The sequence below is a fragment of the Acidobacteriota bacterium genome, from assembly GCA_018001935.1.
Classification (GTDB): Bacteria; Acidobacteriota; JAAYUB01; order JAAYUB01; family JAAYUB01; genus JAGNHB01.
The window spans coordinates 1-14,462 of the sequence record JAGNHB010000069.1; the positions used below are offsets into that span (position 1 = coordinate 1).

The following is a 14,462-nucleotide window of genomic DNA, read 5'->3' on the forward strand; positions in this document are numbered from 1 at the left end:
CCGTGCCCCTGGCCCTGCCGCCCTTCGCCCGCCTCCCCCGCCTCCCCCGTCCCCTTGGCCTCCTTCTGTCCCTTAAGTCCTTTTGGTCCTTTTGGTCCCTTTGTCCCTTCCTGCTTTTCCCTTTTCCCCCCCACCGGACGATTTTATCGGTGAACCGGTCACCGGCCCGGCTCCTGAGTTTTGGTAATACCCATGTTTTGTGATCATTATGAGAGACCACCCTTCCTCGCCCGCCCCTCCGATATTCCGACGTCTTTCACAGTTCCCGGGCCGTCCGAGTGGCGATAGACTCGACTCGTAGGATGGAAAACGGCTCAGGCGACATCCTGAAACGGCCGGAGAAATCCCGCGAATATTTCGAGTCATACAAGGAGGTCCCATGTCCAAGCTGCGTATTTCCCTGACGGTCATCGCCCTTGCGGCGGTCTTCACCTTCTCCTTCGGGCTGCCGTCCGGCGCCGACGGTCCGTCGGTGGCCGACCTGGTGGAAAAGGCCAAGATCCAGATCGCCCTGAAGCACTACCCCGAAGCCCTGGCCCTGCTCAAGGAAGCCGGTCGCCTGGAGCCCGGCAACGCCGCGGTGGCCAACCTGAACGGTGTCGTCTGCATGCAGAAGACGGACTTCGCCGGCGCGGCGTCCTGGTTGCGGAAGGCCATCAAGCTCGACCCGGCGAGCGCCTACCCCTACAACAACATGGGCAGCCTCTGCCACCTGCGGAAGGACTACCCCGCGGCCGTCCGCTGGTACGAGAAGGGCCTGGAGCGGGACCCGAAAGACCTGACCTGCCTTTACAACCTGGCGAACACCTGCTTCACCGCCGGCCGTTTCGAGCGCGGCCGGCAGGCCATGGAAACCATCTTCAGGACCGACCCCGACTTCTTCACGAAGCGCCAGGAGGGGCTGACGGTCGGGATCTCCAGCGACCGGCTGGCCGAGCAGTACTACTGCATTGCCAGGCTGTACATGCAGTCGGGGGACGCCGAGAAGGCGCTCGCCTTCCTCGAGAAGTGCGTCAAGGCCGGGTACGACGACCTCCGGAACCTGCGCAGCGACAAGGCGTTCGCGAACCTGCGCGGGGACGCCCGCTTCCAGTCGCTGGTGGGCGAGTCGCTGGCGAAGATGTGAGCGCACCCCCTGCGCCGGCCGTCCCGGAAGGAGCCCCGGTCCGGCCGTCCCGGAACCCCTGAAAGAATTGAGAGAATGCACAACCCCTGGCGGCGCCGGCGACGGCGCCGTTTTTTTGTGGTTTCCTCCCCACCCTGAGAATTGACCCGCCAAAACTGAGAATCCACCGGGTTGACCCTTCCCCCGTTCCCCTTCAGAATCGGATAAGAATCGAGATCCCCCCGCGGCCCTTCCGGGGTTTTTCGCGCCCCGCTGCGCCCGGGGAAAACGTTTCGGAGGAGGACGCCATGAGAAAGCGCTTCGCAACGCTGTTCGTCATCACCCTGTTCACCGCCGTGTCCGTCGTGGCCGGGGGTGGTCCCGCGGGACCGGGGGAGGAGCCGCCCGCCCGGCCGGCGGAGAACGAAGTACGGCCCTGTTCGGCGGACCCTCACGAGACGTCGTCGTGCGGCGAGGAACCGGCCGGGGACGAGACGGGGGCGGATCCCGCCTTGATGACCGCATCCGGCTGCCCCTCCACCGAGGGGCTGAAGGAGCACGGCGGGCTGAAGTGGATCTCCCCCGAGCCCTTTGCCCTGAAGCGGCAGGTCACCGATCACGCCCGGCTCGTCACCCAGGTGATGGGGCGTTACCTGTGCCGCCGGACCGTGGAGCAGGTGGCGGCGGACACCGACCGGACGGCGCCCCTCACCCTCAACGCACCGGAGCTTTCCGAGTTGAGGGACAAGCTCTTCGCCTTCCGCTGGGACCCCGCGGATTTTTCTGACACCCGCTGGATGCCCCAGGGGGTGAGCGGGACCCTCGATGCCTTTCCCTCGGGCCTGCTCGGCGCAAAGACCCTGGTGGCCGTCAGTTGGTACCACAAGGACAACCAGGGCTCCCGGGTCTCCTTCGTGGACATCAGCCGCATCCTGGCGGACAAGTTTGCCCGCTACCGCCACGTTCTTCTGGTGGAACCCTTCACTGACCCGGTGACGCGCCGGATGAACTTCAGGCCCGTGGCCATCCACGCCGGCGGGATCGCCTGGCTGGGCAACACGCTCTACGTGGCCGACTCCGTCGGCGGCGGTTTCCGGGTCTTCGACCTCGGGCACCTCTTCACCGTCAACGCCTTCGATTCGGGGCGCGTGGGCTACGTCCCCGAAACGGGCCGCTACAGCGCCTTCGGGTACAAGTACATCCTGCCCCAGACCGGCGCGTACACCCTGGCGCCGGGGTCCTGCTACCTGCGCTTCTCCTACGTCTCGGTGCTGCGCAGCATCAGCGGCGGGGCCCCCTGCCTGGTGTCGGGGGAGTGGTCCACCGGCTTCACGGGGAAGACGGTGGTCTGGCCCACCGGCGGGACCGTCCCCGACCAGCTGCGGACGGACGCCCAGGGCGTCGTGAAGCCGGTGTCGGCCTGGTTCAACCAGGAGAAGGAGGTCCAGGGCGCCGTCTTTGTCGGGGGGAGCCTGTGGGTCTCCACCTCGCCGGGGGGGAACGGGTACCTCCGGCGGGCGGGGGTCGGGACGGGAGTGTCTTCCTGGAAGTGGGTCTTCGGGCCGGAGGACCTCATGTATTCGCCCTCCTGGGAGGTGCTGGTCGGCGCCAGCGAGTTCGCCGGACGGCGCTACGTCTGGGGCGTGCGGCTGTGGAATTACCGGTAGGCCGCGGCCAGGGGGGGCCTCCCGTGAACCTGGACGGCCCCAGGGACAAAGGACCAGAAGGACCAAAAGGACCAAAGGGACCAAAAGGACGCATGGGATGATGGGGCATTTCACGGCGCCCCGTTCCTGAGACCCCTGAGACCCCTGAGATCCCTGAGATCCCTGAGACCCCTGAGATCCCTGAGACCCCTGAGATCCCGGAGATCCCGGAGATCCGTGAGGTTCCAGGGATCCGTGAGACTCTTTCGGCCTTCCCGCTCCGGCTGCCCTTGCGGTCTTGCGGTCTTCGGCTCTGGCCGCCCTGGAGGTCTTGCGGTCTTCGGCTCTGGCTGTCCTTTTGGTCCCTTTGGTCCTTTAGGTCCTTTAGTCCTTTCTTGCCTGGGTGTTGCGGGGCCTTCACCCGTTTTTCGAGCCCCTTCGCTCACCACCGCTCCGGGACGAACACCGCGAGGCGTTCCCGGAGGAATCTCAGGGGGCGCCGCCGGCGCGGGGCGACCCGCCGGGCTTCCGCCACCGCCGGATCGACGCCGCGGATGTGCTCCCGGACATTGTCGTAGCGGTAGGTCAGGTTCAGGCGGAGGCAGAAGACCGCCGCGGCGGGGCCGCCGAGGAGCAGGGCCCGCCAGGACCGGAGCAGCACGCGGTCGAGGCGGTAGAACTCCCGGTAAAGCCAGTCGGCGCCCGCCTGGAGCTGCTCCGCCGCCATGCGCGCCGGCTCGAAGACCGTGTGCCGGAAATCGTAGTGCGCCCAATCGGAATCCCGCATCCGGCCGGCCGCCTTGAAGTCGTCGTAGAGGGGTGTCCCGGGCAGCGGCGTCAGGATGGAGAGCTGGAGGGCGTCGAGGCGGGCGCGGCGAAGGAAGTCCAGGGTGCGGCGGAAAACCGTGACGTCGTCGTGGTCGAGGCCCACGATCACCGCCGCCTGGACGCCGATGCCGGCCTTCCGGATGGCCCGGATCCGCGCAAGGCTGTCCCCCTCGAGGTTGACCCCTTTCCCCACGTCCGCCAGGTTCTCCGCCGTGATGGATTCCAACCCGACGAAAATTCCCACGCACCCGGCCCGCTTCGCCAGGGCGAGCAGCTCGGGGTCGTCGGCCAGGCGAAGGGTGCACTGGCTGACCCAATGCTTTTTCAGCGGGATCATGGCGGTGAAGAGTTCCCGGGCGAAAGCGGGGTCGGCGATGAGGTTGTCGTCCACGAACATGAAGTTGCGGGGCGCGGAACGGATCTCCGCCAGGACGTTCTCCAGCGGCTTCCGGCGGAAGGTCCCGCCGTGGAAGGCGGTGATGGAGCAGAAGCGGCAGCCGTGGGCGCAGCCGCGGCCGGTCTGCACGGCGAAAAGGGTGGCGTAGTGCTTTCCCCACGGCGCCGTGAGGTCCCGGCGGGGCGGCGGCGAGAGGGCCAGATCGGGGGGCGCGTCGTGGCGGTAAAGGCGCTGCGGCCGCCCGGCGGCCACGTCGTCGACCACCCGGGGCCAGAGGCCCTCGGCGTCGCCCTGCACCACGACGTCGAAGTGCCCGAGGGTCTCGTCGGGGCAGAAGCTCGGGTGAAACCCGCCCGCCACGGTGGTCACCCCGCGCTTTCGGAATTCCCGGGCGATCTCGAAGGCCCGCGGGGCGTAGGCGGTCATGAAGGAGACCGCTGCCAGGTCGCACGGGGCGTCGAAGTCCAGGGGACGGACGTTCTCGTCCACCAGTTCCACGGCGTGTTCCGGGGGCGTCAGGGCCGCGACGGTGGTGAGGGGGAGGACGGAGAAGCGCAGCATGGCCCGGCGCGGGACGCTCCGCGAGTCCGGCGTGACCCGGTATGCCGGCGTGGCGGGCAGGATCAGCTTGATGTTCATGGTGACCTCCTGTCTTAAATTCATTTACTGAACAACATTCAGTCAAATGTCAAAAAAATCAACGCAGGGGCCCGGAACCCCGTTCTGCGTATTCTGCGTGTTCCGGGATTCCCTCGGGTTTTGACCACTGGACACGCAAAAACCAACTCCGGGTAAACGCTGGCATCCCCGCCCAAAGTCTTTTCCGCTCACAGAGGCTCGGAGGCACGGGGAAATGCAGTTGGTATTTCATTGGAAAAACTTGCATTATGGTTCTTCTCCGTGCCTCTGTGAGATCAAGATCCGGGCTTTTTCCGAGGGCATCAACGTTCACTTGACGAGCTCCTTGCTCCGGATCCTTCCGCGGCCTCGGCGGCCAGGGCGGTGACGAGCAGTTCCCGGGCCCGGTCCAGGACGCGTTTCCCGCCCGGGTCGGACCCGAAGTGGAAGATCACGCCCGAGAGCATGCTCCACACCGCCTCCAGGGTCTCGGGGAGCCGTTCCGGGGGGACCCCCAGGCCGGACAACGCCTCCCCGGCGATGGCCTTGCAGGCGGTCTCCACCTGCCGCACCCGGGCCACCGCCTCCCCGGGGAAGTTGCCCTCCCAGCCCCCGCTGCGCTCCCGCTGGACCAGGAAGAAGATGATGTCGTAGTACGCGGGGTACTCCCGGGCGAACCCCAGGAAGACGTCGAGGACGGCCAGGGCCCGGTTCCGGGGGCTGCCCCTGCGGCGGGCGGCCGCGGCGAGGCGCGCGTGCAGGATGGCGTAGCCCTCCAGCAGCAGTTCCACGTAGAGCGCCTCCTTCCCGGGGAAGTAGAGGTAGAGCGTCCCCGGCGCCAGTTCCGCCTCCCGGGCGATCCCGGGGATGGACGTCCCGGAAAATCCGTTCTCCCAGAACAGTTTCCGGGCGGCGTCCAGGATGTCCTTCCGGCGATTTTCCGCCTCCCGCTGCCGTCTTTCCTTCGTTCCCATGTAACACCTTTCAATCTCTGAATCAAATTCAGTATAACGCTGCAAACTCGACAATGCAAGAAATTTTTTTCGCCTTCGGGCGTCGATCGCCGCAGCGTCCTCACTCCGTGGGTGAAATGTTGGTAGCTTGGGGGGGCCACGTTTCCCCCGCCCCGCGCGCCGCCGGCCCGAGATGGCGCCCCGCTTTTCAACAAGCCCCAAGAGCAAGGCGCGCAGGCCGCCGGAGCGCCGTTGGAAGGGGATCGCCTCACCATCGCGGAGGACGCAAGGTCACCAGAGGGCGCACCGCTCCCGGAGTGCCGGGTCTCCGCCCACCGTCACTCTCCCCGCGCCGCTCCGGAAGCCTGCGCGGCGCGGTCAAAACACTCCCGAACCGGTTCGGGGAAACGTGGTTCGCCGGAGTTCCCCATATCCGTGGAGCGAACCCGGGGTGATTTCCCGGGTCCGGATGGGCCGGTTTGGGGTTACAATGCGGACGGCCCGCCGGCCGACGCGGAGCGGTTCCGGCCGGACGGCGCAAGAGCGTGTCAGGGAGGATCAATGGAAAAGCAGTGGTACGAGACGCTTTTCGAGAATTACGCCCGGACGTACGACTCCGAGTCGTTCACCCAGGGGACGGTGGGGGAAGTGGACTTCCTCGAGAAGGAGCTGGGCTTCGACCGGGGAAAGGCCGTCTTGGACATCGGTTGCGGGACGGGGCGCCACGCCGTCGAACTGGCCCGGCGCGGCTACGTCGTCACGGGGGTGGACCTGTCGGAGTCCCAGCTGGCCCGGGCCCGGGAGAAAGCCCGGGAGGCCGGGGTCGAGGTCACGCTCCTTCGCCGGGACGCGGCCGCCCTCGATTTCGACGCCGCCTTCGACTTCGCTCTCATGCTCTGCGAGGGCGCTTTTTCCTTGCAGGAATCCGACGAGAAGAATTTCGAGGTCCTGCGCTGCGCCGCCCGGGCCCTGCGCCCCGGCGGGAAGCTCGTCATGACCACCCTGAACGCCCTCTTCCCGCTCTTTCACTCCGTGAAGGACTTCCTGAACCAGGCCGCCGTGTCCGGCCACGTGACGGACCTCAGCTTCGACCTCCTGACCTTCCGGGAAACCAACACCATCCAGATCCCCGACGACGACGGCCGACCCCGGACGATCCGCTGCAACGAGCGTTACTACACGCCGCCCGAGATCGCCTGGCTGCTGAAATCGGCCGGCTTCGCCGCCGTGAGCCTGCACGGCTGCCGGCTCGGCGCCTTCAGCCGCACGGACCCGCTCACCCCCGACGACTTCGAGATCCTGGCCGTGGCGGAGAAAGGCTGACCGGCCCGGGGCCCGGGGTCATCTCTGCCGTGTTGCCGCTCGCAGCGCCCTGCCGCCCGCGGGGCGACGCGGAGGGGCCTTGCCGCCCGCGGGGCGACCGAGCCTGGCAGCCCTGCCGTGCCCGCCGCCGCTGGCCTGTAAGACCGGGCCTGCGGGGAGCAGGAACTCAAGCAATCTGAAATCTGAGATTTCAAATTGCAAATTGCAGATCTCAAATCTCAGATCTCAAATTTCAAATTTCAGATTTCAAATCAGATCCGCATGATCATCTTTCTTCCTGACAGGAAAGGGTTGACAGATGAGACAATCCAAAGCGATAATTGTTGATGAACTCGCAAAAAGTCGGAAAACGAGCGGTAAAGTGTCTTTAAGGCCTTTGTTTGAGCCATAACCCGGAGGGTGATGGTACTTTTTGCGGGGAAGTCGTTATTGACAATTCTACCGCAGACTGAAGACGATGCAGTGAGACGCGACGAGTCAAACGATCACTATTTTGGCGTTTGAAAGAGGATGCAATCCCTCGCTTGCCGGAGGAGATGCGGGAAGACCTGGGCGAACCCCGTGTGATGGCCGGCGAGGTTGGGTTCGCGGGTGGGGACCAGGGAAGCTCAGGGGGGGCCATTGACTCAACTTCCACGCCCGGAGGCGCCCGGATGAAATACGAGCGATTCGAGGACCTTCCCGTGTGGCGGACGGCCATCGACCTCGCCCGGCGGGTTTACGCGCTTACCCGCGACCGCTTCTTCAACCAGTCGGGCGACCTCCGCGACCAGCTTCGCCGCGCCGCGCTGTCGATTTCCAACAACGTCGCTGAGGGGTTTGAACGCGGCTCCACCAACGAACTCCTCGCGTTTCTGTACATCGCCCGCGGCTCCGCCGGCGAGGTCCGTTCCATGCTCTGTTTCGCGGAGCGGCTGCTGGACACCCCTCCGTGGAACACGAGCGTTCCCGACCTCCGCGGACGGACGCGTTCCCCACGCCCCCCGGGCCCCGCGGAGGCGGCAGCAGGTCTCCATCCGCCCGACCCTGCGGAGGCGGCAGCAGGCCTCCAATCGCCGCAGCCCCCGTCGGGGAGGTCTGATCTTCCGAGCCCGATGCAGGGTGAGTCCCGGACCTCAGGCCCGGAATACGGGAATTCTGAACCGCGGCCTGAGACGGCGAACCCGAGGCCTGCGGGTTCAGATCAGGAACCTGGGATTCCAAATCCGGGATTTGAGATTTCAGATCCGAGATCTGAGATTCCAAATCTCAAGTCTCTTGCCGAGAGCTGCTCCCGTCAGATCCGTGCCTGGGCGGACCACCTGCAGAACACCGACATCAAAGGTCCGCGACACCTCGACGACCGGACGCGCCGCCAATACGACGCCCGGAACCGCACCGCGACGTTCCAGCTCGAGCTGGCCCGGATTCTGCACAAAGCCCATCCCGAAATCTACCCCGACCCCGACGCCCCGCCGGAGGCGCCGGGGAAGGCTGGTTGGCAGCCGGGTCAGCCCCGTGCGGACCAGGGCGGACGCGCGGAACCGGGCCATCGCTGCACGCGCTCGCGGCGGTGCCGGACCCCACCCGCGCCCCGCGGTCGAAGCGGGGCGCGGATTTTTCTTCGGCGAGCGAAGCACCTGAGGTAAAATGGGTTCAAATTGCGGTTCGTTCTGAGTGCCACGACCATCAGCAGGGAGGAACAGAGATGCCGAAAAAAGCAATGGCGGTCGTCATGGCGGGCGGGATGGGCGAGCGGCTGCGCCCCCTCACCGACGTCCGGGCGAAACCCGCGGTCCCCTTCGGGGCCATCTTCCGGATCATCGACTTCACGCTCAGCAACTGCATCAACTCGGAGATCCGGCAGATCATCGTCCTCACCCAGTACAAGTCCCACTCCCTCAGCCGGCACCTCTCCACCGGCTTCAACTTCCTCTCCCGGCGCCTGGACGAGTTCATCCAGGAGATCCCCGCCCAGATGCAGATGGGGAACCAGTGGTACAAGGGGACGGCCGACGCCCTCCGCCAGAACCTCGGCTTCATCGACAGCACCGCGGCCGACCAGGTGGTGGTCCTGGCCGGGGACCACATCTACAAGATGGACTACCGGCGTCTCCGCGCCTACCACGAGGAGATGGGGGCGGGGCTGACGGTCTCCGTGATCCGGGTCCCCGCCGCCGTGGCGGCCGGCAGCTACGGCGTGCTGGAGGTGGACCCCGAGGGCCGGATCGTGGGTTTCGAGGAAAAGCCCGCGAGCCCCAAGTGCATCCCCGGCACCGACGACTGCCTGGCCTCCATGGGGATTTACGTCTTCGAGAGCGAGACCCTCCGCCGCTGGCTCGACAACGACCTGACCGACTTCGGCAAGGACGTCATCCCCGCCATGGTGACGGCGGGCGAACCCGTCTACGCCTTCGATTTCTCGCGTCTCAACCGGATCGACGACCACGTGGCGGTCTTCCGCGACGGCCGGCGCACCAAGGAACTCCAGGCCACCGAGGACGCCGGCTACTGGCGCGACGTGGGGACCCTCGACTCCTACTGGCAGGCCAACATCGACCTGGTCTCGCCGAACCCGCCCTTCTCCCTCTACGGGGAGCGCTGGCCCTTCTTCCGCTGCCCCACTTTCTTCCCCCCGGCGAAGTTCGTTCACAAGGAGGGGGCGGAGCCGGGCATGGCCCTCAACTCCATCGTCGCCGAGGGCGTCTACATCCGGGGCGGCCAGGTGCGGACCAGCGTCGTGAGCGCCGGCACCATCCTGCACGAGCACGCCCTCGTGGAGCATTCGGTCCTGTTCGGCGGAACCATCTACAAGGAGAAGGCGCTGGAGACCTTCATCGGCCGGCGCTGCCGGGTGCGCAACGCCATCATCGACCGGAACGTGACCCTCCGGGAGGACACCGTTATCGGCTACGACCGGGCGGAGGACGAGCGCCGCGGCCTCCGGACCGTGGACATCGCCGGCACTGACGACTACGTGGTGGTGGTGGCCCGGGATACGGTGCTGTGATCTGACCGGCTTGCGGAAATCCTGCCCGGTGAAGGGATTATTCGGGGTCGGCAGCGGACGGGAGTTCCGGGCGGACCCGCAGGGTGGCGAAATGGGCGAGGGAGACCAGGCCGGCTTTCCCCTTGATCTTCCGCACGTACTTGCAGCGCGTGCAGCGGACGTCCACGCGGTCTGCCTTCCGTGCGCCCGAAAACCAGGCGGCCACGGCCGCGGCCTCGAGAAGTTCCGACTGGGGCGCGTCGTTCTTTCGGCCCCACTCCAGGACCACGTGGGAACCGGCGTAATCGGCCGCGTGGAACCAGTAGTCGTCGGGGCGGGCCGTCCGGAAGCTGAGACGGTCGTTGTCGGCCGCGTTCTTTCCCACCAGCACCCGGTGCCCCTCGGTGGTGGTGAAGAAGCGGAAGTCTGGCTTGCGCCCCGTCGGGCGGTCCCGGCGGCCTTTCCCCGCGGCGGGGGGGTGCTCCCCGGGCAGGGCGGCCTCGACCGCTGCCAGCGCCTCCGACGTCCAGGCGTCGCCCAGTCGGGCCGCCGTCCCCTCCAGCAACTCCAGGCGCTCACGGGCCTTCTCCAGCAGGCGCGGGAGGGTTTCCCGGGCGATGGCGGCCTTCCGGTAACGGCGGAACAGGAGGTCGGCGTTCTCCTTGAGCCCGCGGTCCGGCTGGAGGGGGATCTCGATCTCGGCGCCCGCGGGGTCGTAGAGGTCGGGGAGACGGACGGCGTTGCCCCGCCAGGCGGCCCCGTAGCGGTGGAGGTTCACCAGCAGGATCTCGGCCTGCTTCCGGAACCCAGTGGGATCTTCCGCGGAACGGGCCTGGGACTCCAGGGAGAAGACCCGTTTCCCGGCCGTGGCCAAGCGTCCCGCCAGGCGCGTCGACAGCCGGTGCCGGGCCGCGGTGAAGCGGTCGTGGGCGAGGGTGTACCCCAACCAGGCCGCGAGGGCTTCCGCCATGGCGGGGAAGGTTTCGCACGGCCAGCCGGCCCGGCCCTCGAGGGCAACGGGCGAAAGCCGGAAGTCCCGGCGGGGGTCCAGGCGGAAGTCCCCGGCCGGGCGGGATTCGCGGCGATACAGGTGAAAGCGGTCGGAAGGCTGGTAGGCCGCCGCGACCCGGTTCTCGATCGCCCGGGCGACGTCCGCGGTGTTCCCCGGGAGCACGGCCAGGCACTCTTCGGTGAGGGTGGCCCCCAACCCCCGGAACTCGCGGGGCAGGCGGCGAGCGAGGTCCGCGGCTTCGCACCGCGCCAGGATCGGGGCCAGGGCGGGGGCGGCGGGGAAGGGCCGGGGGGGGCGCCCCGGCAGGGGGAACGGCCCGCCGGTCACGAAACGGTTCTTGTCGCCGGGGTCGACGACGCACCGGGTCACCCCGTCCTCGTCCAGCAGGACCAGGGCCGGGGAGACCGGTTTGAGCAGGATCAACAGCACACCCCGCCGTCCCGGGCCCCGGAGCCGCACCCGGAACGCCCGGTCGTCGTCCACCTTGTCGACGCCCTCGACGGCGAGCCCTTCCAGTTGATCGGCGAGAGGCCCGGCGGGGCGCCACTCCGTCGGGGCGGGGAGTCCCGCCTCCGCGCCGGCTAGGGCGAAGGGGAAGCGGGAGTGGAGCGAGACCTGCAGGGTGTCCCGGGTCCCGGCGAAGCGGAAACGGAACCGCGAGGCCTCCCCCCGTTCGACGGCGAAGACGACGCGGCCCTCGAGCCGTCGGCTCAGTTCCGGGGCCAGGTGGTGAAGGTGGAGATCTTCGAGCAACGGGTCAGGACCGGACCACCCGGGAGTCGGAGAGGATGTCCTGCCAGCAGCGGGCCTCGCGGTCGAAGACCCCCCACAGGAGGCCCAGGAAACCGCAGGCGATGGAGAGGAGATAGGCCGAGATCCGGACCAGGGCGCCGGCGGGGGTCATCCGCTGCCGGTGCCCCTGGATGAGCTGCACGCCCACGGCCAGCATCCCGAGGGTCTGCCCGGAGGTGGACAGGAAGAAGATCCCGTAGATGTAGAACACCATCACGAACAACCCGCCGAGCAACATCCCCATGCGCACCGACAACAGCGGCGCGGTGGTGAACAGGGACACCATGACCAGGAACCCCACGGAGAGCCCCAGGACCACCACGAGGTCGATGAGCCCGGAGAGCAGCCGGCTGAGCAGAATGGTGCGGTCCACGGCGGAGGTGGGCCTGGCTGCCGGCTTGCGGTGGCGGCGGCGCTCGAGGATCTCGTTGAGTGAAAGGGAGTAATCCTCCCGGGTCACCTCGTCTTCGGGGACCTTGTCCACGGGAACGAACTCGACGGGCACGGGCGCCGGCGGGGTGCGGTTTAGGGCGACCCGGTCGAAGGACGGTTCCTTCGGCGGTTCGCGCGGCGGGACCTTGGGCTCCTCCCCCCCGGGGAAATCGGGGTCCCGGAAGATCTGCTGGTGGGACTCGATGAGCCGGTCCCGAAGCTGCTTGTCGGTGATCTGGTCACGCTCGGGAGGCGGCAGGGGCGGATTCGGGGCAGGCACGGGCGGCGGCTCCACCACGATCTCCTCCTGCTGCCCCTGGGGCATGAACGCCGGGATGGGGGTCGGCTTGCGGGCGGTGAAACGCTCCGCCATCAATTGGCTCTGAAGTCCGAGAACATCCTCCGGTTCCGCCTTGCTGGCAAAGCGGTCGTGGATGGATTGCCGGTCGGCCTCGGAGATGCCCGACCCGGAAAGCTCGTCCAGGCGCTTGAGGTTTTCGAGGCCTTCCTTGGCCTTCTTCCGCTGCTGGTGCTCCTGGACCTTCCGGGCGACTTCCCGCTTCCAGTCGGGCTCGTCGGGGTTCTCGACGGGGCGGACCTCCGCCTTTCCCCCGGGCTCGACGTTGAGGGCTGACGGGAACTGCAGAAGATTCTGGTCTTTGTTTTTGTTCATCTTCGCGTTGAAAACAGCCTGCAGTCGGGTAAAATATAGCAGATCCCGCCCATCGGGTCAAGGAAATGAACCGAAGATTTTACATACCCCTGGCCGTCATCATCCTGCTCTTCGCGGCGAGTTACCTCGCCTTTCGACTCTGGGACGTTGAATTCCTGGAGTACATCGTGGAACGGACCCTCCAGGAGAAACTTCACCCCGACATCGACCCCGACGTCGTCCGCCAGCGTTTCGCCCGGGTGCGCCGGGAACTGGCCGACGGGAGCCTGAGCCGGGCCGAGTACCGGGAAGGCCTGCTGGCCTGCGCGGCCGACATGGAGAAGCTCGTGGTGATCCGCGGCCCCAACCTCGACCGTCTGTTCGGGTTCTTCGACTACGTCCGGAGGAGGCCCTGACATGGGAGAACGCGTCACCGCCGTCATCCACGCCGCCCGGCTGCTCACCCTGCGCGGCGGGGACCACCCCCGCCGCGGCCCCGGGATGGAAGACCTCGGTCAGGTTCGAGACGGCGCTCTCCTGCTTCGGGCGGGACGCATCCTGAGGGTGGGACCCACCGACGAGGTCATGCGGGACGCCGGGAGGGTCGATCACCTCGTCGACCTCTCCGGAAAGCCCTGGACGGTCCTCCCCGGGTTCGTGGACTCCCACAGCCACCCCGTCTTTCACGGGACCCGCCAGGCCGAGTACGAACTCCGCATCCGCGGGGCGTCCTACGAGGAGATCGCCGCCCAGGGCGGAGGGATTCTCAACAGCGCCCGCCGCGTGGCCGAGGCCGACGAGGCGGCCATCGCGGATCAGGCGGTCCGGTTCGCGCACGTCTTCCTGGAGCACGGCACCACCACCCTCGAGGCCAAGAGCGGGTACGGGCTGAGCCTGGAGGGCGAACTCAAGCTGCTCCGGGCCGTCCGGGACGTCCGGGGGCGCACCCCGCTCGACCTCGTCCCCACCTTTCTGGGGGCACACGCCTACCCGGTCGAGTACCGGGAAAACCACCGCCCCTACCTGGACCTGATCATCCGCGAGATGCTCCCCGCCGTGGCCCGGGAAGGGTTGGCGGCGTTCTGCGACGCTTTCTGCGACCGGGGTTTCTTTTCGGTGGGCGAGACGCGGGAGATCTTCGGCGCCGCGCGGGCGCTGGGCCTCAAACTCCGGCTCCACGCCGACGAGCTGGCCCCGGTCGGTGCCGCCGAACTGGCGGCGGAGATGGGGGCCCTCAGCGCCGACCATCTCGAACGGGTCAGCGACGACGGCATCCGGGCCATGGCCGAGGCCGGGACCATCGCGGGGCTTCTCCCCGGCACCGCCTTCAACCTCGGGCTGGAGCACTACCCCCCGGCGCGGCGGCTCATCGAGGCCGGCGTCCCCGTCGCCCTGGCCACCGACTTCAACCCCGGGACCTGCTTCACGCCGAACCTCCAGTTGGTGATGGCCATCGCCTGCACCCAGATGCGCATGACCCCCGCGGAAGCGCTGGTGGCGGCCACCGTCAACGGGGCCTGGTCGCTGGGGCTCGGTCACGACCGGGGGACCCTTGAAGCGGGGAAACGGGCCGACTTCACCGTCATGGATTGCGACGACTACCGGCTCATCCCTTACCTGTTCGGGGTCAACCACTGCGTGGAGACCTTCAAGGACGGGAGGCCCGTCCGGGACCCCGGCCGGTGGGGCTGTGTCGAGAACTGGTGATTTTGATTACAATATCTTGCAAGTTCGAT

General features: G+C 67.4%; 11 protein-coding genes. 7 read left to right on the top strand and 4 right to left on the bottom strand.

Features of this window, described 5'->3' with window-relative positions; translation table 11 throughout:
• The first annotated feature begins 379 nt into the window (after nt 1-379).
• Both KA419_18480 and KA419_18485 read left to right on the top strand, forming a co-directional pair.
• Nucleotides 380-1,126, top strand: coding sequence for a tetratricopeptide repeat protein (locus tag KA419_18480; protein ID MBP7867920.1), 747 nt, complete (start codon nt 380-382; stop codon nt 1,124-1,126).
• Nucleotides 1,127-1,413: 287 nt separating this feature from the next.
• A complete protein-coding gene (locus tag KA419_18485; GenBank protein MBP7867921.1) occupies nt 1,414-2,772 on the top strand; it encodes a hypothetical protein in 1,359 nt (452 codons plus the stop codon).
• Between the two features lie 421 nt (nt 2,773-3,193).
• On the opposite strand, the gene KA419_18490 is transcribed toward KA419_18485, so the two are convergent.
• Both KA419_18490 and KA419_18495 read right to left on the bottom strand, forming a co-directional pair.
• On the bottom strand, nt 3,194-4,615 hold the full coding sequence (locus tag KA419_18490) for a B12-binding domain-containing radical SAM protein (protein ID MBP7867922.1): 1,422 nt from the start codon (nt 4,613-4,615) through the stop codon (nt 3,194-3,196).
• Between the two features lie 302 nt (nt 4,616-4,917).
• A complete protein-coding gene (locus KA419_18495) occupies nt 4,918-5,568 on the bottom strand; it encodes a TetR/AcrR family transcriptional regulator (protein ID MBP7867923.1) in 651 nt (216 codons plus the stop codon).
• Between the two features lie 540 nt (nt 5,569-6,108).
• Between KA419_18495 and KA419_18500 the strand changes: the two genes are divergently transcribed.
• The 3 genes from KA419_18500 (at nt 6,109) to KA419_18510 (ending at nt 9,859) form a co-directional block, all read left to right on the top strand.
• Nucleotides 6,109-6,870 (top strand): class I SAM-dependent methyltransferase, encoded by a 762-nt coding sequence (locus tag KA419_18500; protein MBP7867924.1) that lies wholly within the window; start codon nt 6,109-6,111, stop codon nt 6,868-6,870.
• A 653-nt stretch (nt 6,871-7,523) separates the two neighbouring features.
• Nucleotides 7,524-8,498 (top strand): four helix bundle protein, encoded by a 975-nt coding sequence (locus tag KA419_18505; protein MBP7867925.1) that lies wholly within the window; start codon nt 7,524-7,526, stop codon nt 8,496-8,498.
• A 59-nt stretch (nt 8,499-8,557) separates the two neighbouring features.
• Complete coding sequence (locus KA419_18510) at nt 8,558-9,859, top strand: NTP transferase domain-containing protein (GenBank protein ID MBP7867926.1); 1,302 nt, start codon at nt 8,558-8,560, stop codon at nt 9,857-9,859.
• 37 nt (nt 9,860-9,896) lie between these two features.
• On the opposite strand, the gene KA419_18515 is transcribed toward KA419_18510, so the two are convergent.
• Nucleotides 9,897-11,603 (bottom strand): DUF814 domain-containing protein, encoded by a 1,707-nt coding sequence (locus tag KA419_18515; protein MBP7867927.1) that lies wholly within the window; start codon nt 11,601-11,603, stop codon nt 9,897-9,899.
• A gap of 4 nt (nt 11,604-11,607) precedes the next feature.
• Nucleotides 11,608-12,747: an RDD family protein gene (locus KA419_18520; GenBank protein MBP7867928.1), complete on the bottom strand. Its 1,140-nt coding sequence runs from the start codon at nt 12,745-12,747 to the stop codon at nt 11,608-11,610.
• Between the two features lie 65 nt (nt 12,748-12,812).
• Between KA419_18520 and KA419_18525 the strand changes: the two genes are divergently transcribed.
• Together KA419_18525 and KA419_18530 are read left to right on the top strand one after the other, a co-directional pair.
• Nucleotides 12,813-13,142: a hypothetical protein gene (locus KA419_18525; GenBank protein MBP7867929.1), complete on the top strand. Its 330-nt coding sequence runs from the start codon at nt 12,813-12,815 to the stop codon at nt 13,140-13,142.
• A gap of 1 nt (nt 13,143) precedes the next feature.
• A complete protein-coding gene (locus tag KA419_18530) occupies nt 13,144-14,433 on the top strand; it encodes an imidazolonepropionase (protein MBP7867930.1) in 1,290 nt (429 codons plus the stop codon).
• Nucleotides 14,434-14,462 lie beyond the last annotated feature (29 nt).

Excerpts from the sequence above, each read along its gene's own strand:
- KA419_18480 (MBP7867920.1), top strand. The coding sequence starts at position 380 with ATGTCCAAGCTGCGTATTTCCCTGACGGTCATCGCCCTTGCGGCGGTC.
- KA419_18485 (MBP7867921.1), top strand. The coding sequence starts at position 1,414 with ATGAGAAAGCGCTTCGCAACGCTGTTCGTCATCACCCTGTTCACCGCC.
- KA419_18490 (MBP7867922.1), bottom strand. The coding sequence starts at position 4,615 with ATGAACATCAAGCTGATCCTGCCCGCCACGCCGGCATACCGGGTCACG.
- KA419_18495 (MBP7867923.1), bottom strand. The coding sequence starts at position 5,568 with ATGGGAACGAAGGAAAGACGGCAGCGGGAGGCGGAAAATCGCCGGAAG.
- KA419_18500 (MBP7867924.1), top strand. The coding sequence starts at position 6,109 with ATGGAAAAGCAGTGGTACGAGACGCTTTTCGAGAATTACGCCCGGACG.
- KA419_18505 (MBP7867925.1), top strand. The coding sequence starts at position 7,524 with ATGAAATACGAGCGATTCGAGGACCTTCCCGTGTGGCGGACGGCCATC.
- KA419_18510 (MBP7867926.1), top strand. The coding sequence starts at position 8,558 with ATGCCGAAAAAAGCAATGGCGGTCGTCATGGCGGGCGGGATGGGCGAG.
- KA419_18520 (MBP7867928.1), bottom strand. The coding sequence starts at position 12,747 with ATGAACAAAAACAAAGACCAGAATCTTCTGCAGTTCCCGTCAGCCCTC.
- KA419_18525 (MBP7867929.1), top strand. The coding sequence starts at position 12,813 with ATGAACCGAAGATTTTACATACCCCTGGCCGTCATCATCCTGCTCTTC.
- KA419_18530 (MBP7867930.1), top strand. The coding sequence starts at position 13,144 with ATGGGAGAACGCGTCACCGCCGTCATCCACGCCGCCCGGCTGCTCACC.